This window comes from Streptomyces glomeratus (assembly GCF_021462825.1).
In the GTDB taxonomy this organism is placed as follows: domain Bacteria; phylum Actinomycetota; class Actinomycetes; order Streptomycetales; family Streptomycetaceae; genus Streptomyces; species Streptomyces glomeratus.
In genome coordinates this window covers 39,050-60,153 of sequence record NZ_JAKEEB010000025.1, presented here as the reverse complement: position 1 = coordinate 60,153, position 21,104 = coordinate 39,050, and the positions used below count along the sequence as shown (strand labels likewise).

The following is a 21,104-nucleotide window of genomic DNA, read 5'->3' as shown; positions in this document are numbered from 1 at the left end:
GCCATGACAGCGTGAGGACGTCATCCGTCGCGGTCCTCCACAAGTCGGGGGACCTCCCAGTCGCGTGCGACCTGCGCGGTGTCGGCGCCGGGCTGTGCCGGTCCGCCGTGTACCGCCGTATGGGTGACCGAGAAGCGGGGTGCGGGTGCCGGCTGGGTAATGCCGCCATGGTCGGTGAAGGTGCCGCGCGCGGCCAGGTGGGGGTGCGCCGGGGCCTCGCGGAGCGAGAGGACGGGGGCCACGCACGCGTCGGAGCCCTCGAAGAGGGCGGTCCACTCGTCGCGGGTGCGCGTCTTGAAACGGGCGGCGACGGCCTCCCGCAGTTCGCCCCAGCGGGTGACGTCCTTGCGGGCCGGTGCCAGCTCCCCGATGCCGAGCAGGTCCACGAACTCCTCGTAGAACTGCTGCTCGAGGGCTCCCACCGCCATGTACCGGCCGTCGGCCGTCTCGTAGGTGCCGTAGAAGGGGCAGCCGCCGTCGAGGAGGTTGACGCCGCGGCGGTCCTGCCAGCCACCGGACGCGAGCATGCCGTGGATCATCGAGGCCAGGTGTGCGGCGCCGTCGACGATCGCCGCGTCCACGACCTGCCCGGTGCCCGTCGCCCGGGCGTGGTGAAGGGCGGCCAGGACGCCTACGACCAGGTAGAGCGAGCCGCCCGCGTAGTCGCCGACGAGGTTGGCGGGGATGGCCGGCGGCGCGTCCGGGGCGCCGATGAGACCGAGGGTGCCGGTGACCGCGATGTAGGCGATGTCGTGCCCGGCACGTGGGGCCAGCGGGCCCTCCTGGCCCCAGCCGGTCATCCGGCCGTAGACGAGCCTCGGGTTGCGGGCGTGGCAGGTCACGGGGCCGACGCCCAGGCGTTCGGCCACGCCCGGGCGGTAGCCCTCGATGAGGATGTCGGCGCGTTCGACCAGGTCGAGGACGCGTTCGGGGCCGTCCTCGGCCTTCAGGTCGACGGTCACCGAACGCTTGTTGCGGTTGGTGACGTCGAACTCGGGATCGATCGCGAGACCCGCGCCGTTCGGCCGCTCGACCCGTACGACGTCCGCGCCGAGGTCGGCGAGGAGCATGGCGGCGAACGGGCCGGGGCCGATGCCCGCCAGCTCGACGACACGCACGCCTGTGAGGGGGCCCTGCCCCGGCGACTTTGCCATTGCCATCAGGCCCCCAGCCATGTGACATCACCGATGTGACACCACCGATGTTAAGAACGTGTTCCAGTTCCGGCAAGAGGAGAACGAGCAAGCGCTTAGTCAAGATCGGGACACGGAACATCCGGCGGCGCCGCTCTCACGCTAGCCTCAGCCACCGGCAACGGCGCGGGCGGAGAGGTGTCATGGGCAGGCTGAGGACGGAGCGCGCGTACGACATCGTGCTCTTCGGGGCGACGGGTTTCGTGGGTGCGCTCACCGCGCGGTATCTCGCGGCGCACGCGCCCGAGGGACTGCGCTGGGCCCTGGCGGGCCGCAGCGCCGAGCGGCTGGAGCGACTGCGGGAGCAGCTGGCCGGGGCCACCGCCCCCGGTGTGCTGAGGGCGGACGCCGCGGACCCGGAATCGCTGCGTGAACTCGCCCGCAGCACGCGCGTCCTCGCCACCACGGTCGGGCCCTATCTGCGGTACGGCGAGGAACTGGTGGCCGCCTGCGCCGACGCGGGCACCGACTATCTCGACCTCTCCGGCGAGGCAGAGTTCGTCGACCTCGTCTACGTGCGGCACGACGCACGCGCGCGGGAGACGGGGGCGCGACTCGTGCACTCGTGCGGGTTCGACTCCGTTCCGCACGACCTGGGGGTGTACTTCACCGTGCAGCAGCTCCCCGAGGGGGTGCCGCTGCGGGTCGACGGATACGTCCGTGCGGAGGGGATGTTCTCCGGCGGCACGTTCGCCTCGGCGCTCGGCCAGATGGCGCGCGGGCGCCAGCTGCTGGGGGCGGCCCGGGACCGCGCACGGCACGAGCCGCGCCTGCCGGGGCGGCGGGCCCATGCTCCGCTCGGCGCGCCGCGGTTCGCGAAGGAGGTCGGCGCCTGGGCGCTGCCGCTGCCCACCATCGACGCCCGGGTGGTACGCCGGTCGGCGCGGGTGCTGCAGCGCTACGGGCCCGACTTCCGCTACCGCCACTACGCGGCCGTCGAGACCCTGCCCTTCGCGGTGGGCGGGGTGATGGCCGCGGGTGCGCTGTTCACGGCCGCCCAGCTGCCGCCCGCACGGCGGTGGCTGTCGGGGCGGCTCAGGCCCGGGGACGGGCCGGGTCCCGAGCAGCGGGCCAGGAGCTGGTTCACGGTGCGGTTCGTGGGCGAGGGCGGCGGGCGGCGCGTCTTCACGGAGGTCGCGGGCGGCGATCCGGGCTACGACGAGACGGCGAAGATGTTCGCCGAGTCGGCCCTGTCCCTCGCCTTCGACGACCTGCCGCGCACATCCGGGCAGGTGACGACGGCTGAGGCGATGGGCAACGCCCTCATCGGCCGTCTTCGCACCGCGCGCATCACCTTCCGGGTGGCGGCGCGACGGTAGGGAGCGTGCCTTCTCGGTCACCCGTGGGGTGCGCGCCCGTGCGGTCCACCGCCTCCTTCAGGGCGCGACGGCACAGCGCGTCCGCGCGCCGCGTGGACTCCGGGAGGCGGTGCTCGGGTGCGAGCGCGAGGGTGTGGGCGCAGGCGTTGTCGAGGCCGACGCGATGTCCCACCGAGACGAACACCGGTTTGACGCCCGCCTTGGTGCGTACGGCTCGGCCGACCACCTCCGTGCCGGCGAGGAGGGGGCTTGCGCTGCCGCGCGGAATGCCGGGCTCCTGGTAGGTGAAGGTGAAGGGGTTCTTGGCCACGCCGATCGTCGGCAGCCCGGTCAGGACGCCGAGGTGGCTCGCCAGCCCGAAGCGGCGCGGGTGGGCGAGGCCGTAGCCGTCGCACACGACCAGACCGGGATCGCGGTCGAGGGCGTCCAGGGCGGCCAGGACGGTGGGCACCTCGCGGAAGGCGAGCAGACCGGGCACATAGGGGAAGGAGACCTCGCCGACGGCGGTGGCCTCGGCGACCACGGCGAGCGTGGCCGCGTCCAGCACGACGGCCGCCGCCGCCACCACACCGAGCTTGTCGTCGTAGGCGACGTCGACCCCCGTCACACGGCCGGTCCCGGGCGGGGGTCCCGGCTCGTCCACGACCACCCGGCCGCGCAACTCCTCCTGCACGGCCCGGGCTTCCTCTTCGGTCACGGGCCAGCCCGCGGGAATGCGTACGTTCGTCATGGTGGTGTCGAGCGTACGGCCCCGCGGCACGGTGTCACTTGCCCAGAGCGCGCTGCAGCTCGCTCTTGTTCATGTCCGAGCGGCCCCGGATGTTGCGCCGCCTGGCCTCCTCGTACAGCTGGTCGTACGTCGGCCCCCGGGAGCCCTGCCCCGAGCGCTGTCCGCCCCGCTTGCCCGATGACATGTCCTGGGTGGACGTGCGGCCGGCGGTCCTGGACTCGCCGGAACGGGCGCGTTCCTTGTTCACGGTGCGGGCCGCGATCTCCTTGGCGCGCTGCGGGCTCTCCCCCCGGTCCAGCGCGCTGTCCTTGATGTGCTCGTACTGACGTTCCCGCTTGGGACTGGAGCCGCGTGGCATGACCGGTCACTTCCTCTCGGTGCCGATACATCCGGGTACCCCTTTTCACCGGGATCAGCGTCACTCCAGGCGAGCCACCCGCCCCTTTTCGCCGGAGGCCCAGCAGCCCCGGTCGGGAGCGCAGTTCACGGTGTCGTAGGAGCCCGTGTCGACGGTCCTCCAGGTGCGGCCGCCGTCCGTGGTGAGATCGGTGCCGGTCGGGCCGACGGCGAGCGCGGCCGTGCGGCTGCGCGGGAGCCAGGTGACACCGGAGCGGTAGGCAGGCGGGGGCTCGGCGGCGGGCGCCCAGGTGCGGCCGCCGTCCCGGCTCACCGCGGCGGACCGCGGGGACGGCTGGCCGGCGCGGTAGTCGCCGCCCACCGCCAGACCGTGCGTGCGGTCGCGGAAGGCGAGCGCGAAGACGCCGCGGGCCGGATCGCCCGCCGGTACCGGTGTTCCGGCGGTCGACCAGGTCGCTCCCCGGTCCGCGGAGTGCAGCACGCGCGTGTGCGCGCCGCCGCCCGTGGCGAGCCACACGTCGCGCGGCCCCGAGGCCACCAGGCACTGGCCACTGGCCGCGAAGGCGGCCTCGCCGTCCTGGGCGGCGGGCATCCCGGCGCCGGGCAGGACCGTCCAGGAGCGGCCGCCGTCGCGGGTGGACAGCAGGCGGAACCTGCCGTCGACCGGGTCGCTCACGGCGAGGCCGTGGCGCCGGTCGAAGAAGGTGAGGCAGTCGTAGAAGGCCTTGGCATCGGGGTTGCGGAACGCCTCGGTCCAGCTCCGGCCGCCGTCCTCGGTGCGGAGCAGACGGGATGCCTCCCCCTCGCCGATGGCCAGAACCACTGCATGCCGGGCGTCGAACGCCTCGATGTCACGGAACTCCGGATCGGCGCCGCCCGGCGGGGAGACGTCCCGCCAGTGGGCGCCGCCGTCCGTGGTGCGCAGCACGGTGCCCTTGGACCCGGCCAGCCAGGCGGTGTCCCGGCTGACCGCCGACAGCCCCCGGAAGCGGACGTCCGTACCTGTGTCCTTTAACTGCCAATGCGGCACCGGCCGTTGCGCCCCGTGCGCCTGCACGGGTGCCGCCGACAGGGCGGCGAGAACCGCCGCGCACACTCCCACGGCCACCGTCCGGCCCGTACGTCTCCCGTTCCCCATGCCCGTCATGGCGCGCGAAGCTAGCCCACTCCCCCGGTGCCGTCCAGACGGCCCCGCCCGGGAACCGTCCATCCGCGCCCGGTGTCCTCTCCGTTGTCCCCCAAGACCGCGGGACGGAAAACGATCCACACCGTCCGCCTCGGGGCATGGTCCCGGTGACACAGGTCACTCGCCGTTCATGTGCACGGATTGGCCGATTCCATCGTCTCTTCAGGTGCCCGGCCCATCCCCTCAAGTCCGTCCAGCCGTCACAAGGGAGCAAGGCGTTGTCCACCCTCATCGAGCAGCCCGTGGAGGCCCGTCTCGTCGCCGCCGCGCCGCGGATGCCGAGCATTCCGGCCATGCTCCACTACGACCGGCGCGATCCGTTCGCCGTCCGCATGACCTTCCCGGCCCCCGCCACCCTGGAGGGCGTCGAGGTCTGCTGGACCTTCGCCCGCGAACTCCTCACGGCCGGTCTGGAGAGCCCCGAGGGACAGGGCGACGTCCGCGTGCGGCCCTACGGCTACGACCGCACCGTCCTGGAGTTCCACGCGCCCGAGGGCACCGCCGTGGTGCACGTCCACTCGCGCGAGGTCCGGCGCTTCCTGCAGCGGACCACGGAGCTGGTGCCGGTCGGTCTCGAGCACCTCCAGGTGGACCTGGACCACGATCTGGCGGAGCTGATGCGGGACGCGTGCTGAACTCGCCACGTCGGCATGGACGCTGAGGTCCAGGGCGCCCCGGCCACCGTGATGGGCATCAACGGCCCCTGTCCGTGCACCCGTTCAGCTCTCCGCAGCCAAGTCCGCCGGTCCAGGTCTCATAGGTTCCCGCGTCCGGCAGCTCCCTTGCGGCGCGGTGGACCAGTCCGTTGGCGGCCTGCGCGATGCCCGGCCCGGCACTGACCCGGGCGACGCCGAGTGCGGCGAGTTCGGCAACCGGGGGCGCGCCGGGCCCGACCATCACGTTCAGCGGCCCCTCGGCCCCCTCGGCGAGCACCTTCACGGTCACCGGGTCGACGACCCCGGGCACGAAGACGCCGTCCGCTCCCGCGGCGAGGAAGGCCGCGGCCCGCTTCAGGGTCTCCCCCAGTCCGCCCGTGCCCCTCAGACGGGTGTCGACGCGCGCGTTGACGAACAGCGGCACTCCGGCCTCGTCGGCGGCCTCGCGCGCCGCCGCGATGCGCGCCGCCTGTTCCGCGACCGACCGGACGCAGCGGGGCGCCCGCGCCGTGCAGGCCGTCCTCGACGTCCACGCCGACGGCGCCCGCCGCGAGCACGGCCCTGACGGTATCGGCGACGCCCGCCGCGTCGTCCGCGTAACCGGTCTCGAGGTCCGCGCTCACGGGTACGGCCACCGCGCCCGCGATGCGCGCGAGGGCCGCGAGGGCGTCGTCGCGGGAGAGCCGGTCGCCGTCGGCGGTACCCAGTTCCCAGGCGGGACCGGCGCTGGTGGTGGCGACGGCCACCGCGCCCGCCTGTTCGCCGAGTCGTGCGCTGACGACGTCCCAGGCGTTCGGCAGGACCAGGGGCCGGCCGGGAGTGTGCAGGGCGCGGTAGGCGAGGGCCTGCGCGCGCGGGAGGATGTCGTCGGTCATGGATCGAGCCGACCAGCCGCCGGGGGCACTCGGCGGCGGGAATCCGACGGGTATGTGCGCGTACGCCTTCGGGATGTCAGCCGCGGGCACGGGTGGGTGTCGCGGCGGCGCCCGGCCCGGACACGGTCGTGCGCACCCCGCGGACGACCGTCTCCAGCGCCGGAACTGCTCCGCTGCCGCGCTCGGTCAGCGCCTCGATGCGCTCCCGGTGCCGGTCACCGTCGGCGGGACTCACCACGGTATGCAGTCCGGCCGCGGCGGTCAGGGCGGCGAGGGCCGCGTCCTGCTCCGGCACCTCGTCGACGGGCACCGGGCCCGTGAGCGTCCGCCGCACCTGCCGTTGCAGCGTCTCCACCGTCTGCGCCCGCTCCAGCTCGTACTCCACGGACCCGAAGAGCCCGAGCACCCTCCTGCCGCCGGCGCGCAGCACGCCGGCGGCGGCGAGTTGAGCACGGACGGCGTCGAGGGTGACACCGGCGTACCGCGTCACCCAGGACTCCCAGGCGCGGGGCCAGGACTCCCTGACGAGTTCGAGAAGCCCGTCGAGTACGGGATCGCCGCTGTGGGCGTCGAGATCACGCGGGGTGGCCGTGCCGGCGACGTCGATCAGCAGTCCGCGCCCCGCCAGCTCGACCAGCGCGCCCGCCCGCACCAGATGGTCGAGCCGGATGTCGCGGCCTGGCATGCGCCGGGTGGTGTCCCAGGCCAGCAGATACAGCCGGGCGGGCAGCGAGGGGAAGCTGTCGGGCACGGGGCCTCCTCGGGGAGGGCTGTGGGCTGGGGGATGCGCGCGCGGTGTACGAGTCGGGTTCGGTCCGCATACGTGTGCCCGGTCCGGACGGGAATACGGCTGTCCGGGGGCCGGCGTTAATTGCGTTGACTCCCCCCGGGCCCGTTCCTACTGTGGACCACGGTCCTGTTGCCGTCGATAGGAGAGGGACGTTGCTCGTCTGAGGTCCTGAGACACCGCGTCACACAGCGCTGTCCGCGTCTGTGTGCGTCGCGTGCGACCTTGGCGTACGAGCCGTCCTCCGGTGCGGGGCCCTTTCCGTGTCCGCGGGCCGTCGCCCCTGCGGTGTCTCACGCGCGTTGCCTTACCCACTCCGAACGCCAGCGAGGCCCGTATGTCACACATCCCTGCCATCACCTGCACGTCCCTGTCCTTCTCCTGGCCCGACGGCACCGCGGTCTGCGACGACCTTCAGCTCACGTTCGCCTCCGGCAGGACCGGGCTCGTCGGCGTCAACGGCGCGGGAAAGTCCACCCTGTTGAAGCTGATCGCCGGTGAACTCGTCCCGTCGGGCGGCACCGTGCGCGTCGCCGGAGAGGTCGGTTACCTGCCGCAGAACGTCACCCTGGACACCGGGTTGCGGGTGGACGAGGCGCTCGGTATCGCCGCGACGCGCGCCGCGCTGCACGCCATCGAGAGGGGCGAGGTGGCGGAGGAACACTTCACGGCGGTCGGCGACGACTGGGACGTGGAGGAGCGCGCCGAGGCGATGCTCGGCGAGCTCGGCCTCGGCCACATCGGCCTGGACCGCACCATCGGGGAGGTCTCCGGCGGCGAGTCCGTCCTGCTGCGGCTTGCCGCGCTGCTGCTGCGCCGCCCCGAGGTGCTCCTGCTGGACGAGCCCACCAACAACCTCGACCTGTACGCACGGCGACGGCTGTACGCGGCGGTCGAGGCGTGGTCCGGGGTGATGGTCGTGGTCAGCCACGACCGTGAACTCCTCGACCTGGTGGACCAGATCGCAGACCTGCGCTCCGGAGAGGTCTTCTGGTTCGGCGGCACGTTCTCCGCCTACGAGGAGGCACTGGTCGTCGAACAGGAGGCGGCGGAGCGCATGGTGCGCGTCGCCGAGGCGGACTTGCGCAAGCAGAAGCGGGAACTGGCCGACGCCCAGGTCAAGCTGGCCCGCCGCAGGCGGTACGGCCAGAAGATGTGGGACAGCAAACGCGAACCGAAGATCGTCATGGGGGCGCGCAAACGGGCGGCTCAGGAGTCCGCGGGCAAGCACCGCATCATGCACGAGGAGAGACTCGCCGAGGCCAGGGAGCGGCTCGACGAGGCGGCCGGTGCGGTACGGGACGACGACGAGATCCGTATCGACCTGCCGTACACGGCGGTCCCTCCAGGGCGGTCCGTGCTGACCCTCAGGGACCTGGAACCGCCGTACGGCGCACAGGTGGCGGGCAGCCTCGACCTGCACGGTCCCGAGCGGATCGCGCTGATCGGGCGCAACGGCGCGGGGAAGACCACCCTGCTGCGGACGATCGCCGGGGAACTCGAGCCGGTGGCGGGGGAGGTGAGTGCGCATGTGCCACTGCGGTTCCTGCCGCAGCGGCTGGACGTCCTCGACGACGGGCTGACGGTCGCGGAGAACGTGGCCCGGTTCGCGCCGGGCGCCACTGACAACCGGATCCGGGCGCGGCTGGCCCGCTTCCTGTTCCGCGGCGCGCGGGCCGACCAGCCGGCCGGGACTCTGTCGGGCGGCGAGCGCTTCCGTGCCGCCCTGGCCGCGCTGATGCTCGCCGAGCCGGCACCGCAGCTGCTGATGCTGGACGAGCCGACCAACAACCTCGACATGGCGAGCGTAAGGCAACTCACCACGGCCCTGGAGTCGTACGAAGGGGCGCTCATCGTGGCCGGGCACGACCTGCCGTTCCTGGAGTCGATCGGCATCACGCGCTGGCTGCTCCTCGACGGCGAACTCAGGGAGACCACACCGGAGACGGTGGGGCGCCCGGAGTAGCGGCGGGGCACGAGGGGACCGGGCCGACCGGGGGTGCGAGGTCGCCGGCGGCCGAGACCCCGCAGATCCGGGCCCGCCCTGGGATCCGGTGTCACCGGGCCGGAGGCGGTTGGGAGCCCAGGGGACACCGACGGCTCCCACCGGCCCGATCGAGCCCGCCCCGCGACCCGCTGAGGAATCCCCCCGCCGGCGGATAGCGGCGGAGGCGCTAGAGGGCCACGGCCCGACCCGGGGTGCCAGGCCACCGACGGCCAGGGACCCGAGCCCGCCCTGGGATCCCGCCGAGGTCCGGAGACGGCCCCGCGCGCCAAGGACACCCGGAACCGGAGACGGTCGGGAGCCCAGAAGACACCCACGGCTCCCACCGGCCCCATCGAGCCCGCCCCGCCATCCGCTGAGGAATCCCCCCGCCGGATAGCGGCGGAGGCGCGAGGGAGCCACGGCCCGACCCGGAGTGCCAGGCCACCGACAGCCAGGGCCCCCGGATCCAGGCCCGCCCTGAGAGCCCGGGGCGCCCAAGTCCGGAGACGGCCCCGCGCGCCAAGGACACCCGGAACCGGAGACGGTCGGGAGCCCAGAAGACACCCACGGCTCCCACCGGCCCCATCGAGCCCGCCCCGCGACCCGCTGAGGAATCCCCTGGCCGGGGCCGGGGGTCCACCGGGGGTTGAGAGCCTCCCTGGGGTCCAGAGACCACCCGACGTCCAAGCCGCGTGCGATCGGCGTCCGGTGCTGCACCCGAGGTCGCCGGGGTCCCGGCAGCCGCCCGGGTCCGGCGACCCCCGGGCGCCGGACGCCACCGGGGCGCCAGCCGAGCCGCCCGGGCTGTGAGGCGCGGAGCTCAGGGCCGCCCCCGGGGGTTCGGAGGTGCCCGGAGCCGAGGGGCCGCCCCGGGGTTCAGAAGCCCCCTACGCCACCGACGGTCCACAGACCGCGGGAAGCCCGGGGGTGAAGAGGCCGCCCGGGATCGGTCCCACGCAGGGTTCGGATTCCGGCGGGGCCCGGAGGTCCGGGGCCGCCGGGTGGTCCGGGAGCCGTCCAGCGGCCCGTGGCCCCACGCCGGAGACCCGGGAGTCACGCCGGAGGCCCGGGAGTCACGCCGGAGGCCCGGGAGTCACGCCGGAGGCCCGGGAGTCACGCCGGAGGCCCGGGAGTCACGCCGTAGCTCCCGGCGTCACGCCGTAGGGCCGGGCCCTGTTGGTCCGAAGACGCGTCACGCGCTCCGTCCCGGTGGCCCACGCGGCCGGGATCCCCGGTGCCCGGGGAACACGGGCGGCCGACGCCCTGGGCCGTCCGGGCGGACCCCGCGAGATACCGGAGACAGACCGCGGAAGCCCTCTCGCACCACCCTTCGCGACACAGGAAGCCACGGCCATCCCCTCACAACACCCGAAAGCATGAAGGCGGCGCGAAGACCTGGTAAGCCTGAAGGCCCGCCGGGGAATGCACCGGTCCTCGTGGGTATCCCTGGCACTGCGGGGGCCGCAGGCCCTCCCCCTGTGCCGCCGAGAGACGCGCGGGGCGTCGTGTGCCGCGGCGCATGCCCGGGGCTTTGTCCCCCGGGGAACGGCCCTGCATGATGGCGGGCGACATCATCACCGAGACGGAGTTCCACGTGCCCAGCAAGAAGGCCCTCGTCCGCCGACCGAGCCCCCGCCTCGCGGAGGGACTGGTCACGCACATCCAGCGGGAGAAGGTCGACGTCGACCGCGCGCTCGAGCAGTGGGAGGCGTACACGGAGGCGCTCCGCACACACGGCTGGGAGACCGTCGAGGTGGAACCCGCCGACGACTGCCCGGACTCGGTGTTCGTCGAGGACGCGGTGGTGATGTACAAGAACGTCGCACTGATCGCCCGGCCCGGCGCCGAGTCCCGGCGCGGGGAGACGGCGGGCGTCGAGGAGGCCGTGGCCCAGCTCGGCTGCTCGGTGAACTGGATCTGGGAGCCGGGCACCCTCGACGGAGGAGACGTCCTCAAGGTCGACGACACGATCTACGTGGGCCGCAGCGGCCGCACCAACACCGCCGCGGTCAAGCAGGTGCGCGCGGTGTTCGAACCGCTGGGCGCCCGGGTGGTCGCCGTGCCGGTCACCAAGGTGCTGCACCTGAAGTCGTCGGTCACCGCGCTGCCCGACGGAACCGTCATCGGTCATGTGCCGCTCGTGGACAAGCCGGCGCTGTTCCCGCGCTTCCTGCCGGTGCCCGAGGAGTCGGGCTCGCACGTCGTACTGCTCGGCGGCGGGAAGCTGCTCATGGCGGCCAGTGCCCCGAAGACCGCCGAGTTGCTCGCCGACCTCGGGCACGAACCGGTCCTGGTGGACATCAGCGAGTTCGAGAAGCTCGAGGGGTGTGTGACCTGCCTCTCGGTCCGCCTGCGCGAGCTGTACGAGTGACCGGCTCGGCGGCCTCCCCCTTCGACCCCATGATCCCCGCGCCGACGGGGTCTTCGGCCTGCCCGGAGGCATCCGCCGTCCCGGCGCGACCCCTGATGAGACCCCTGCCGGTGAACCGTTCTTACGGCGGGCTTAACCTACGGGTTCGTAACCTACGGCCTCGTAGCCTACGATCCCGTAGGTTCCCGCGCCGCTCGCCGGTTTGTTCAGCGTCCCCCTGGAGTTCCCGTGACGATCACTTCTCCCCACCTCGGCAGCCCCTCCGCCTGGACCGACGCCCGGCTGCTCTACGCCCTGGAGGAAGTGGTCGAAAAGGAGTTGAACCGCCATCTGAAGGTCGCCAAGGACTGGATGCCGCACGAGTACGTGCCCTGGAGCGACGGCCGCAACTTCCCCGGCTTCTTCGAGGACGGCACGGCCTGGGAGAAGGACCAGTCCAAGGTCACCGAGATCGGCCGGATCGCGCTGGTGGTCAACCTCCTGACGGAGGACAACCTGCCCAGCTACCACCACGAGATCGCCAGCCTCTTCGGCCGTGACGGGGCCTGGGGCACCTGGGTGCACCGCTGGACCGCCGAGGAGGGCCGGCACGGCATCGTGATGCGCGACTACCTGCTCGCCTCGCGCGCGGTCGACCCCGACCAGCTGGAGCGGTTCCGCATGGCGCACATGAGCGAGGGCTTCGAGTCGGACAACCGGCACTCGATGCTGCACTCCGTCGCGTACGTCGCCTTCCAGGAGCTGGCCACCCGCATCTCGCACCGCAACACCGGACACCAGTCCGGCGACCCGGTCTGCGACCGGATGCTCGCCCGTATCGCGACCGACGAGAACCTGCACATGGTCTTCTACCGGAACCTGCTGAAGGCCGCGTTCGAGATCGCGCCCGACCCCACCATGGAGGCGGTCCGGGACGTCGTGGTGAACTTCCGCATGCCGGGTCACGGTATCCCCGGCTTCGAGCGCGCCGCCGCGCAGATGGCGATCGGCGAGGTGTACAACCTGCGCATCCACCACGACGACGTCATCCAGCCGGTGCTTCGCCACCTCAAGGTCATGGAGATCGACGGGCTCGGCCCCGAGGGCCGCCGGGCCCAGGAGGAACTCGGCCTGTTCCTCGACGGACTCGACGCCGAAGCCCTGAAGTTCGACGAGAAGCTCGCGGCGCGCAAGGCCCGGATGGCGGCGCGCGCGGGAGCCTAGCGCGGCGTTGTCCGGGCCCGCCCGGACAACGCCGTATCGTTTCGTCAGTAAACGCCAGGCCGCGCCACCCTTTTGCCACGGAGAGCCATCCATCAGCATGCATATGCCGGTTGGTGTTCCCGCGCGGGCATTCCCCGGTCCAGTCCCCGTATGACGCCTGGTCGGGCCGGGTGGCCCCTGGAGCTGCTCATGATGAATGCGATGTGGACACACGACGTGGAGTGGCTCGCCGCCGCCACGCCGGGCCCCGAGGCGGGAAATCGGGCCTGGCACCCGGGCGACGGAACGGTGCTGGTGGAGGCCGGACGCCACTGGGACCTGGTGAGCGTCCCCCGCCAACTCGGCCTGCTCACCCTGGACATCCTGTGGTACGACCCCGTGCGCACGCCCGGACCGACGCTGGTGGACTCGGCGGCACACCGGGTGGGCTTCCTCGTACCACCGGATCCGGACTTCCGCTGGTACGGGGAGGGGCTCCGTCATGCGAGCTCGGGGTCATGGGTCGCGCTTCCCCCGCCGGACCGGTCGGCGAGCCCGCTGGAATGGATCGTTCCCCCCGGCGGAAGCGGGGCGCTGCACTCGCCGCTCATACTGCGGCTCGCACTGCGCGAGGCCGGCGAGACGCTGGCCTTACTGGAACCCGTCAGCGAGGACTAGAGGACTAGAGGACTGGCGGAGTGGAGAACTAGCGGGCTTCGTTGGGATCGGCCCGGGTCCGTGCGATGGCCGGGCCCGTCGGCCAGAGTCCGGCACCGCGGACCCGCAGTGCGGAGGTGTCCTACGCGGCTTCGTAGTGGTGCGCCTCCGCACCTCGCCACTTCACCCATGCGGGATCGTCGAGCAGGTCCTCGCTGTCGGGCAGTCCCGCCCGGCCCAGGAACTCGATCACATCCTCGTCGGAGAACGCCAGCCCCAGGCTCTCCCCACGCGCAGTCACCCGTCGGCCGCCGGTGCCCGACGGCGGATGAACGATGACAGGAGCCCGTCCGGACATGTCTCCAGCATCGTCCCGTGCGCCCGGACGCGCATCCTGACCGGCCGCGGACCACGACCCGGGCTCGTATACGAGGGCGTCGCCGTCGCCCCCTGTTCCCCCAAGGCATCGGCGCGCCGCTCGGCGGGCCGGCCGGATCCCACGACGGGCCGGGGGACCTCTCATCCGTTCTCCCGCCCGCGCCGCAGTTGCAGCCGTTCCTTCTCGGACAGCCCGCCCCAGACGCCGAACCGCTCGTCGTGGGCGAGCGCGTACTCCAGACACGCGGATCGGATCGCACACAGTCCGCAGATACGCTTCGCCTCCCGCACCGAACTGCCCGGCTCCGGGAAGAAGAAATCGGGCCCCGTCTGCGCGCACAGCGCCTGCTCGTGCCAGGCGATGTCGGACGCAGTGCTCGCTTCGATGTGCATGCCGAGAGCGTGCCGCGCGGCGAAAAACGTCCGATCAACGCGAGATCAACGCCCCACCCGTGGTCTGGCCCACGGCTCGGACGGCATCTCGTGCACGGCCCCATGGTGGCCTGGTCTCCCGCGTCGGCGCACGGCGGCGCGCGGCGCCAAGGCCACGGAGGCCCACCACGCAGACCACTCTACCGGTCACCGACCGTCACAGGGACGGAAACCCGTGATTCCGGCGGCGATCGTCAGTGGGCGGTGGAAGACTCGGCAGTGCAGGCAAAACGGGAGCCCTCGAAGGGCCTTCGAAGGAGGGCAGCCATGCTCACCACCCGCTTCGTCGACGGCGCCCCGAACTGGCTGGATGTGGGCACCCCGGACATCGACGGCGCCGTCTCCTTCTACGGCGGTCTCTTCGGCTGGCAGTTCGAGTCGGCGGGCCCCGAAGCCGGGGAGTACGGCTTCTTCCAGCTCTCCGGCCAGACGGCGGCCGGCGGTATGGGGATCACCGAGGAGCAGGGGTCGCCCTCCTGGACCATCTACTTCCAGAGCTCCGACGCCGAGGCCACGGCGAAGGCGGCCGAGCAGGCCGGGGGCAGCGTGCGCGTGCAGCCCATGGACGTCATGGGCGAGGGCCACATGGCCATCCTCGCCGACCCCGCGGGTGTGCCCTTCGGTATCTGGCAGCCGGGCCGGACGAAGGGCATCGAGGTGGCCGGTTCCCCCGGGGCGTTGTGCTGGGTCGAGCTGTACACCCCGGACATCGCCCGCGCCGCGGCGTTCTATCGCCGGGTGCTCGGCTGGGAGACCGAGGGCGTGCCCTTCACCGGCGGCACCTACACCTGCATCAATCCCGAGGGCGCCGGCCAGGACGCCATGTTCGGCGGTCTCGTACCGCTGGCCGACGATCCTGTGGAGGCGGGGTCCGACGCGCACTGGCTGCCGTACTTCGCCGTCACGGACACGGACGCGACGGTGAGCAGGACTCAGGATCTCGGCGGCACCGTCCGGATGCCGGCGACGGACCTCGAAGGGGTGGGCCGCGTCGCCAGGCTCGCCGACCCGTACGCGGCGCGCTTCGCGGTGCTCAAGAGCGCCCAGGGCTGACCCCACCCGAGCGGACGCGCACGCGCACGCGCCGAGCACGCACACCTCATGCCGACGCGCGCCGCACCAGGGTCGTCGGCAGAACCACGCTGGACGGACCGTCCTCCGCGACGGACGAGCCGCCCGGGTCCGGCGCGCCGGTGCCCTGGTCCAGGCCGCGCAGCAGCAGCCGCGCCATCAGCCGCCCCATTCCCTCTATGTCCTGACGGACCGTCGTCAGGGGCGGGTCGGTGTGCTCGGCGACCGGCAGCATGTCGTCGAAGCCGATGACGGCGACGTCGTCGGGCACCCGGCGCCCCAGCGCGCGCAGCACACGGAGGGCACCGGCCGCGGTCAGGTCGTTCGCGGCGAACACGGCGTCCAGGTCCGGGCACCCCTCCAGCAGCCGGCGCATCGCACGTTCACCGCCGGCCGGGGTGAAGTCCCCCTCGGCGATCAGCCGCGGGTCGGCGTCCCCCATGACGTCCCGGAACCCGTCGAGCCGGTCCACCGCGGACGTCTGGTCGAGTGCGCCGGTGATGTGGGCGATGCGGCGGCGGCCGAGACCCACCAGATGCCGTACGGCCTCGCGGGCGCCGCCACGGTTGTCGCTGTCCACGTACACGGCGCCGCCGGTGCCGTCGTCCCAGCCGGGCCGCCCGCCGAACACCGTGGGCACCCCGGCCCGCTGCACCAGCTGAGGCAGCGGGTCCTGTAGGTGCAGCGAGAAGACGAGGGCGCCGTCGACATGGCCGCCCGCGAGGTAGCGGCCGACCCGGGCGTGGTCGGCGCGCCCTTCCGTCAGCAGCAGTACGAGCTGGGAGTCATGCGCCGTCAGCTCCTTGCTGATGCCGCGCAGTTGAAGGGCGAAGAAGGGGTCGGCGAAGACCCGGGTCTCCGGTTCCGCGATGACGACGGCGACCGCGTCGTTCCGCTTGGTGACGAGGCTGCGGGCGGCCTGGTTCGGCACATAGCCGAGTTCCTCGACGGCCCGGCGTACACGCTCGACGAGGGGCTTGCGCACGCCGTCCCCGCCGTTGACGACCCGGGACACGGTGGCCCGCGAGACCCCGGCCCGGGCGGCCACGGCCTCCAGGGTGGGACGCGGCGCGGTCTCGGTCACGTGGGGACCCCTCCCTCGGCGGTTGCCGATCAGGATAGCCCGCCTCCATCATCTCGCCGGGAGGGCTGCGGCGGCCGGGACAGCCCATGCCGCTCAGCGTGCCTCCGGCCAGGAACAGCCGGTTCCCCCGGGCCGTCCGGGCGTCCGGCGTCCGCTACTCCTGGTCCTGGTTCTGTCCCTGATCCTGGTCCTGGCCCTGACCCTGGTCTTGGTCCTGGTCATCGTCCTGGTCCTGGTCCTGGGTCTGCTGCTGGTGCATCTCGTAAGCCGGAATCGTCCCGTTCGGGTTCTTCACCAGGAACAGCCCGGTCATGCCCTTGTCGGAGTGGTGCTGCACATGGCAGTGGTACATCCACGCGCCCGCCCCGACGCCCTCGCCCGCGATGACCTGGAAGCCGAAGGAGTCCCCCGGGCCCACGATCCTGTTGTCGATGATCTGGCTCCGATCGTCCGGTCCGGCCAGAATGCCCGTGCGGTTGTTCGCCCAACGGTGGCCGTGCATATGGAAGGTGTGGTAGAGGTCGCCGTGCGTGATCATCACGAACTCGACGCGGTCCCCGAGCGCCGCCTGGAAGTTGGGGCCGGAGTGCGGGGGACGGTTGTTGACCGACGTGTCGTTGAACACGATCGTGTGCGTCGCGAGGGGGAGGATGTCGCCCGCGCGGCGCACGATCACCGGCCCGTACAGACCCTTGTGGACACCACCCGTGCCGTGGTCCGAGCCGACGATGTGGTCGTGGTAGTGCCAGTAACCCGCGCTGCCCTCCCGCCAGGTGCCGTCCGCGCGGCGGCCGGGGGCGTGGGTGCGCCAGACGTAGGTGCGGGTGCCGCCCGGCTGCACCGCGCTCCAGCTCCAGCGGGTGCCGTCCTGGTGGATCGTGTAGTCGAGACCGTGCACATGCAGACTCGCCGGGACATCCATCGTGTTCACCAACTGGACGTACGCCGTGTCGCCCTCGGTCAGCTCGATCAGCGGGCCGGGAACGGTCGCCTTCCCCCGCTGCAGGCCGTAGCCCATGCGCCCGCCGCTGAGCTTCTCGGCGTACAGCCTGATGCGCCGGATCCGGCCGCCGGCAGGCGCCGTGCGCAGAGTGGTGCCGACGGCCTCCGGGGCCGCGGACAACGACGTCGCGACGGCCGCGCCACCCAGCAGCATCCGGCGGTTGAAGCTGCGTCTGTCCATGCCGGACTCCCCATCCTGTACGGAGTTCACGGAGAAGGGCCGCTGGGACGAACCGAGGACGATAGCGGCACTGCGTGAGCTTAGCCTCGGGGAGGACAAATATGTTGTATTGCCTTCATACCGGCGGGGTGCTGTCCCGCCGGGCCCGGCTCGGCTGAACCCGTTTCGGTTCGCCCGGCATCTTCGGGTACTCCGGCGGATAGGGCAGATCACCGAGACCGTGGTCGTGTTCGTCCCGGCGGGCCAGGTCGAGAAGCGCCTCCAGGGAGAAGGCGTGGTCGTCCATGTCCGCGTGGACGTCACCGAGCCTGGCGAAGCGGGGTGGCATCGACGCCAGATCGAAGTCGTCGGGCACCGCATCGTCGACCTCGTCCCAGCGCAGCGGCGCGGACACCGGGGCATGCGGCTTGGGACGTACGGAATAGGCGGAGGCGACGGTGCGGTCGCGCGCCGTCTGGTTGTAGTCGACGAAGATCTTCTCGCCCCGCTCCTCCTTCCACCACGCGATGGTCACGTGCCGCGGCATACGGCGCTCCAGCTCACGCCCGACGGCGATGGCGGCACGACGCACCTGCGTGAAGGTCCAGCGCGGTTCGATGGGCACGAAGACGTGCAGGCCCCGGCCGCCGGAGGTCTTGGGCCAGCCGCGCAGTCCGCCGAACTCGCCGAGGACGGCGCACAGTTCATGGGCGGCGCGCACGGCGTCTGCGTAGTCGGTACCGGGCTGCGGGTCGAGGTCGATGCGGAGTTCGTCGGGATGGTCGACGTCGTCGCGGCGCACCGGCCACGGATGGAAGGTGAGCGTGCCGTACTGCGCGGCCCACACCACGGCGGCGGCTTCGGTGGGGCACATCTCGTCGGCGCTGCGGCCGCTGGGGAAGGTGATGTGCGCGGTGGGAATCCAGTCGGGCATGTTCTTGGGGGCCCTCTTCTGGAAGAAGAAGTCACCGGTCACCCCGTCCGGGTAGCGCTCCAGGGTGGTGGGCCGGTTGCGCAGGGCGCGCAGGATGCCGGGGCCGACGGCACTGTAGTACTGGGCGAGGTCCAGTTTGGTGAAGCCGCGCTCCGGAAAGAAGATCTTGCCCGGGCTGGACAGCCGTACCGTCCGGCCGGCCACCTCCAGCTCCACCGCATCACCCATGCGAGCCACGGTAGGCGTGCGGGACAGACCCCGCACACCGGGCGCGACACGCCGTGCTGCCGGGAACTCGACAAGCGGGTGCCCGGATCCGCTCCTAGAGTCGAAGCCATGGATCTGCCGGTGATGCCACCCGTCAAGCCGATGCTCGCCAAGCCCGTGGCGAAGATCCCGCCGGGCATGCAGTACGAGGCGAAGTGGGACGGGTTCCGGGCGATCGTCTTCCGCGACGGCACCGAGGTGGAACTGGGCAGCCGTACCGGAAAGCCGCTGACGAGGTACTTCCCGGAGCTGGTGGAGGCGCTGCGGGAGCGGTTGCCCGAGCGGTGCGTGGTGGACGGGGAGATCGTGATCGCCCTGGAGGGGCATCTCGACTTCGACGCGCTGACGGAGCGGATCCATCCGGCGGACTCCCGGGTACGCATGCTCGCGGACAAGACCCCGGCCTCGTTCGTGGCGTTCGACGTGCTGGCGCTGGACGACCGGTCGCTCCTCGACATTCCGTTGAGCGACCGCCGCCGCCTGCTGGAGAAGGCGCTGTCGTCGGTGACGCCGCCGGTGCATCTCGCGCCCGCGACGACGGACCGCGCGGTGGCCGAGGAGTGGTTCCGGCAGTACGAGGGCGCGGGGCTGGACGGAGTGATCGCCAAGCCGCTGTCCCTGCCCTACCGTCCGGACGAGCGCGTGATGTACAAGGTCAAGCACGAGCGCACGGCGGACGCGGTGGTCGCGGGCTACCGCTACCACAAGAGCGGCCCGGTCGTGGGCTCGCTGCTGCTCGGGCTGTACGACGACCAGGGCGTCCTCCAGCACGTGGGGGTGGCCGCCGCCTTCGCCATGAAACGGCGCGCGGAACTCGTGGAGGAGCTGGAACCGCTGCGGATGGAGGACGTCGGGAGCCATCCGTGGGCGGCCTGGTCGGAGGAGGCGGCGCACGAGACGGCCCGGCTGCCCGGTGCGCCCAGCCGCTGGTCGGGGAAGAAGGATCTGGCCTGGGTGCCGCTGCGGCCCGAGCGGGTGGCGGAGGTGGCGTACGACCACATGGAGAAGGGCGTGCGCTTCCGGCACACCGCACGCTTCCGCCGCTGGCGCCCGGACCGCACCCCCGAGAGCTGTACGTACTCCCAGCTGGAGGAACCGGTGCGGTACGACCTCGCGGAAATCCTGGGCACTCCCGGCTGACCCTCCGGCAGGCGTCGGCCGCGGGCGGAAGGCTTGGGCGGAAGGCTTGTTACGCCCGCCGGCCCCGTCGGCGTTCGATCGCCGCTGCGGCGTCCCGGCGGGCGGAGGCGAGTGCCGCCCGGGCGTCGTCGGCCGAGCCGAGTCCCAGGGCCGCCGCGATCGCCTCCCAGGCGACACCGCCCTCCAGCAGCGCCTCCACCGCGGCGCCGACGGCGACCACCGTCTCCCGGCGGGCCCCGTCCAGTTCGGCGAGCGTACGCAGCAGGTCGGGTGCCGTCGCGGCGTCCGACAGTCCGCTGCGCGCCGCGTGCCGCGCCTGATCGGCGGTGACCCACCAGTCGGCAGCGGAGTGCGGGGAAGAGGTGACGAGGGTCCGGTCCACGGTGATGCCGCCTTCCTTGCCGGGTACGCGGTGGGGCTGCCGTGGCTGCCAGTCTAGGTCGGGGATCCGGTCAGCGGTGTGTTCGGTCCGCTGAACGGACCACAGGACCTCGCGTTCCCGAGGCCCGGGCGGTCACACCTCGAACGGCAGCCCCGCCCGGGCCAGCTCCCCCGCCGCCCCCTGAAGGCCGTCCGCGAAGCACCGTACGCGCTCGTCGCCGAACCGGGCGCTGGGCCCGCCGAAGGACAGGGCCGCCACCACGGCTCCTTGGCGGCCCCGCACCGGCACAGCCACCGCGGACAGCCCCTCCTCGCGCTCGCCGTGGCTGATGGCGTAGCCGCAGGCGCGTGCCTCGTCGAGCCACGCGCGCAGCGTCTCCAGGTGGGCGATCCCGTGCGGGGAGGTCTCCGCGACCCGGCGCAGCAGGGACTCCGGGGCATCCAGCAGCAACGCCTTGGCGGCGCCGCCCGCCCACAGCGGGAGTTCGTCCCCGACCCGGACGACCTCTCGCAGGCTCTGGGGCCCCTCCTGCTGGGCGATGCAGACGCGGTGGACGTCACGGCGCACATACAGATGCACCGTCTCCCGGTGCTCGACCGCGAGGTCGCGCAGGACCACCCGGGCCGCGGGCGGCAGCCGCCAGACCTGTTCGGCGAGCCGGGACCAGCGCAGCAGGGCGGGGCCCACGAGATAGCGGCCGTGCTCGTCGACCCAGAGCAGTCCGTTGGCCCTGAGGGTCCCCAGCAGGCGCAGCACCGTCGTCTTCGGCAGACCGGACGCCGAAACGATGTCGCGGACGGACAGGGCAGGGCGGCTCTCGTCGAAGAGGCCGAGGAGGTCGATCGCGCGCTGCACGGTTCTCATTCCCGCGGGTTCGGCCTCGGCCGGCATGGCTGACCCTCTCGACTCCGGACCGCCCACGACCCCGTGGACGCCTCTGCCCCAGCACGGTAC

Annotated in this window: 20 protein-coding genes and 1 pseudogene; 8 read left to right on the top strand and 13 right to left on the bottom strand. The window is 72.5% G+C overall.

From position 1 onward, the window contains the following. Positions 1 to 20: 20 nt before the first annotated feature. Positions 21 to 1,154, bottom strand: a complete 1,134-nt coding sequence (locus LZ604_RS25065) for a CaiB/BaiF CoA transferase family protein (RefSeq protein ID WP_372482197.1) — start codon at positions 1,152 to 1,154, stop codon at positions 21 to 23. Positions 1,155 to 1,336: 182 nt separating this feature from the next. Here LZ604_RS25065 and LZ604_RS25060 point away from each other — a divergent pair, with 182 nt between their 5' ends. Continuing rightward, positions 1,337 to 2,512, top strand: a complete 1,176-nt coding sequence (locus tag LZ604_RS25060) for a saccharopine dehydrogenase family protein (protein ID WP_234517720.1) — start codon at positions 1,337 to 1,339, stop codon at positions 2,510 to 2,512. Here LZ604_RS25060 and LZ604_RS25055 read toward each other — a convergent pair. From LZ604_RS25055 to LZ604_RS25045, 3 genes are read right to left on the bottom strand one after another with little or no spacing between them, the layout of a single operon-like run. Continuing rightward, positions 2,484 to 3,242, bottom strand: a complete 759-nt coding sequence (locus LZ604_RS25055) for an endonuclease V (RefSeq protein WP_234517719.1) — start codon at positions 3,240 to 3,242, stop codon at positions 2,484 to 2,486. The genes LZ604_RS25060 and LZ604_RS25055 overlap by 29 nt on opposite strands. Positions 3,243 to 3,276: 34 nt before the next feature. Beyond that, positions 3,277 to 3,600: a plasmid stabilization protein gene (locus LZ604_RS25050; RefSeq protein ID WP_234517718.1), complete on the bottom strand. Its 324-nt coding sequence runs from the start codon at positions 3,598 to 3,600 to the stop codon at positions 3,277 to 3,279. A 60-nt stretch (positions 3,601 to 3,660) separates the two neighbouring features. Further along, positions 3,661 to 4,737, bottom strand: coding sequence for a WD40/YVTN/BNR-like repeat-containing protein (locus LZ604_RS25045; RefSeq protein ID WP_234517717.1), 1,077 nt, complete (start codon positions 4,735 to 4,737; stop codon positions 3,661 to 3,663). A gap of 266 nt (positions 4,738 to 5,003) precedes the next feature. Here LZ604_RS25045 and ssgD point away from each other — a divergent pair, with 266 nt between their 5' ends. Next, positions 5,004 to 5,420: a spore wall synthesis regulator SsgD gene (ssgD, locus tag LZ604_RS25040; protein ID WP_234517716.1), complete on the top strand. Its 417-nt coding sequence runs from the start codon at positions 5,004 to 5,006 to the stop codon at positions 5,418 to 5,420. A 58-nt stretch (positions 5,421 to 5,478) separates the two neighbouring features. On the opposite strand, the pseudogene LZ604_RS36580 reads toward ssgD, so the two are convergent. Together LZ604_RS36580 and LZ604_RS25030 are read right to left on the bottom strand one after the other, a co-directional pair. Beyond that, a pseudogene (locus LZ604_RS36580) lies at positions 5,479 to 6,316 on the bottom strand (isocitrate lyase/PEP mutase family protein). A 76-nt stretch (positions 6,317 to 6,392) separates the two neighbouring features. Continuing rightward, positions 6,393 to 7,067, bottom strand: a complete 675-nt coding sequence (locus LZ604_RS25030) for a GOLPH3/VPS74 family protein (RefSeq protein WP_234517715.1) — start codon at positions 7,065 to 7,067, stop codon at positions 6,393 to 6,395. A 373-nt stretch (positions 7,068 to 7,440) separates the two neighbouring features. Here LZ604_RS25030 and LZ604_RS25025 point away from each other — a divergent pair, with 373 nt between their 5' ends. The 4 genes from LZ604_RS25025 to LZ604_RS25010 all read left to right on the top strand — a co-directional run bounded on the left by LZ604_RS25025 (position 7,441) and on the right by LZ604_RS25010 (position 13,321). Further along, positions 7,441 to 9,069: an ABC-F family ATP-binding cassette domain-containing protein gene (locus tag LZ604_RS25025; protein WP_234517714.1), complete on the top strand. Its 1,629-nt coding sequence runs from the start codon at positions 7,441 to 7,443 to the stop codon at positions 9,067 to 9,069. A gap of 1,615 nt (positions 9,070 to 10,684) precedes the next feature. Further along, positions 10,685 to 11,461, top strand: coding sequence for a dimethylargininase (gene ddaH / locus LZ604_RS25020; RefSeq protein WP_234517752.1), 777 nt, complete (start codon positions 10,685 to 10,687; stop codon positions 11,459 to 11,461). A 228-nt stretch (positions 11,462 to 11,689) separates the two neighbouring features. After that, entirely contained in the window at positions 11,690 to 12,664 is a 975-nt protein-coding gene (locus tag LZ604_RS25015) for an acyl-ACP desaturase (RefSeq protein WP_234517713.1), read from the top strand. Between the two features lie 189 nt (positions 12,665 to 12,853). After that, entirely contained in the window at positions 12,854 to 13,321 is a 468-nt protein-coding gene (locus tag LZ604_RS25010) for a hypothetical protein (protein WP_234517712.1), read from the top strand. Between the two features lie 121 nt (positions 13,322 to 13,442). On the opposite strand, the gene LZ604_RS25005 is transcribed toward LZ604_RS25010, so the two are convergent. Then, a complete protein-coding gene (locus LZ604_RS25005) occupies positions 13,443 to 13,658 on the bottom strand; it encodes a hypothetical protein (protein WP_234517711.1) in 216 nt (71 codons plus the stop codon). Between the two features lie 161 nt (positions 13,659 to 13,819). Then, positions 13,820 to 14,071 carry a WhiB family transcriptional regulator gene (locus LZ604_RS25000; protein WP_234517710.1) on the bottom strand — a complete coding sequence of 84 codons (252 nt, stop codon included), beginning with the start codon at positions 14,069 to 14,071 and terminating at the stop codon, positions 13,820 to 13,822. 306 nt (positions 14,072 to 14,377) lie between these two features. On the opposite strand from LZ604_RS25000, the gene LZ604_RS24995 reads away from it, so the two are divergent. Further along, positions 14,378 to 15,163, top strand: a complete 786-nt coding sequence (locus LZ604_RS24995; protein WP_234517709.1) for a VOC family protein — start codon at positions 14,378 to 14,380, stop codon at positions 15,161 to 15,163. A 46-nt stretch (positions 15,164 to 15,209) separates the two neighbouring features. Here LZ604_RS24995 and LZ604_RS24990 read toward each other — a convergent pair whose 3' ends face one another. From LZ604_RS24990 to ligD, 3 genes are all read right to left on the bottom strand, one after another. Next, entirely contained in the window at positions 15,210 to 16,265 is a 1,056-nt protein-coding gene (locus LZ604_RS24990) for a LacI family DNA-binding transcriptional regulator (protein WP_234517708.1), read from the bottom strand. A 154-nt stretch (positions 16,266 to 16,419) separates the two neighbouring features. Beyond that, positions 16,420 to 17,448, bottom strand: coding sequence for a multicopper oxidase domain-containing protein (locus tag LZ604_RS24985; protein WP_234517707.1), 1,029 nt, complete (start codon positions 17,446 to 17,448; stop codon positions 16,420 to 16,422). A gap of 115 nt (positions 17,449 to 17,563) precedes the next feature. Next, positions 17,564 to 18,589: a non-homologous end-joining DNA ligase gene (ligD, locus tag LZ604_RS24980; RefSeq protein WP_234517706.1), complete on the bottom strand. Its 1,026-nt coding sequence runs from the start codon at positions 18,587 to 18,589 to the stop codon at positions 17,564 to 17,566. 108 nt (positions 18,590 to 18,697) lie between these two features. Between ligD and LZ604_RS24975 the strand changes: the two genes are divergently transcribed. Then, positions 18,698 to 19,768 (top strand): ATP-dependent DNA ligase, encoded by a 1,071-nt coding sequence (locus LZ604_RS24975; RefSeq protein ID WP_234517705.1) that lies wholly within the window; start codon positions 18,698 to 18,700, stop codon positions 19,766 to 19,768. A 49-nt stretch (positions 19,769 to 19,817) separates the two neighbouring features. On the opposite strand, the gene LZ604_RS24970 is transcribed toward LZ604_RS24975, so the two are convergent. Together LZ604_RS24970 and LZ604_RS24965 are read right to left on the bottom strand one after the other, a co-directional pair. Continuing rightward, on the bottom strand, positions 19,818 to 20,150 hold the full coding sequence (locus LZ604_RS24970; protein WP_234517704.1) for a hypothetical protein: 333 nt from the start codon (positions 20,148 to 20,150) through the stop codon (positions 19,818 to 19,820). Between the two features lie 132 nt (positions 20,151 to 20,282). Then, complete coding sequence (locus LZ604_RS24965) at positions 20,283 to 21,014, bottom strand: IclR family transcriptional regulator (RefSeq protein WP_234517703.1); 732 nt, start codon at positions 21,012 to 21,014, stop codon at positions 20,283 to 20,285. Positions 21,015 to 21,104 lie beyond the last annotated feature (90 nt).

What these genes read in the sequence shown, in the direction of transcription:
- LZ604_RS24975 (WP_234517705.1), top strand. Translation starts at nt 18,698, where the DNA reads ATGGATCTGCCGGTGATGCCACCCGTCAAGCCGATGCTCGCCAAGCCC.
- LZ604_RS24995 (WP_234517709.1), top strand. Translation starts at nt 14,378, where the DNA reads ATGCTCACCACCCGCTTCGTCGACGGCGCCCCGAACTGGCTGGATGTG.
- LZ604_RS24985 (WP_234517707.1), bottom strand. Translation starts at nt 17,448, where the DNA reads ATGGACAGACGCAGCTTCAACCGCCGGATGCTGCTGGGTGGCGCGGCC.
- LZ604_RS25025 (WP_234517714.1), top strand. Translation starts at nt 7,441, where the DNA reads ATGTCACACATCCCTGCCATCACCTGCACGTCCCTGTCCTTCTCCTGG.
- LZ604_RS25050 (WP_234517718.1), bottom strand. Translation starts at nt 3,600, where the DNA reads ATGCCACGCGGCTCCAGTCCCAAGCGGGAACGTCAGTACGAGCACATC.
- LZ604_RS25060 (WP_234517720.1), top strand. Translation starts at nt 1,337, where the DNA reads ATGGGCAGGCTGAGGACGGAGCGCGCGTACGACATCGTGCTCTTCGGG.
- LZ604_RS25045 (WP_234517717.1), bottom strand. Translation starts at nt 4,737, where the DNA reads ATGGGGAACGGGAGACGTACGGGCCGGACGGTGGCCGTGGGAGTGTGC.
- LZ604_RS25000 (WP_234517710.1), bottom strand. Translation starts at nt 14,071, where the DNA reads ATGCACATCGAAGCGAGCACTGCGTCCGACATCGCCTGGCACGAGCAG.
- LZ604_RS25055 (WP_234517719.1), bottom strand. Translation starts at nt 3,242, where the DNA reads ATGACGAACGTACGCATTCCCGCGGGCTGGCCCGTGACCGAAGAGGAA.
- ligD (WP_234517706.1), bottom strand. Translation starts at nt 18,589, where the DNA reads ATGGGTGATGCGGTGGAGCTGGAGGTGGCCGGCCGGACGGTACGGCTG.
- LZ604_RS24965 (WP_234517703.1), bottom strand. Translation starts at nt 21,014, where the DNA reads ATGAGAACCGTGCAGCGCGCGATCGACCTCCTCGGCCTCTTCGACGAG.
- LZ604_RS25010 (WP_234517712.1), top strand. Translation starts at nt 12,854, where the DNA reads ATGATGAATGCGATGTGGACACACGACGTGGAGTGGCTCGCCGCCGCC.
- LZ604_RS25005 (WP_234517711.1), bottom strand. Translation starts at nt 13,658, where the DNA reads ATGTCCGGACGGGCTCCTGTCATCGTTCATCCGCCGTCGGGCACCGGC.
- LZ604_RS25065 (WP_372482197.1), bottom strand. Translation starts at nt 1,154, where the DNA reads ATGGCAAAGTCGCCGGGGCAGGGCCCCCTCACAGGCGTGCGTGTCGTC.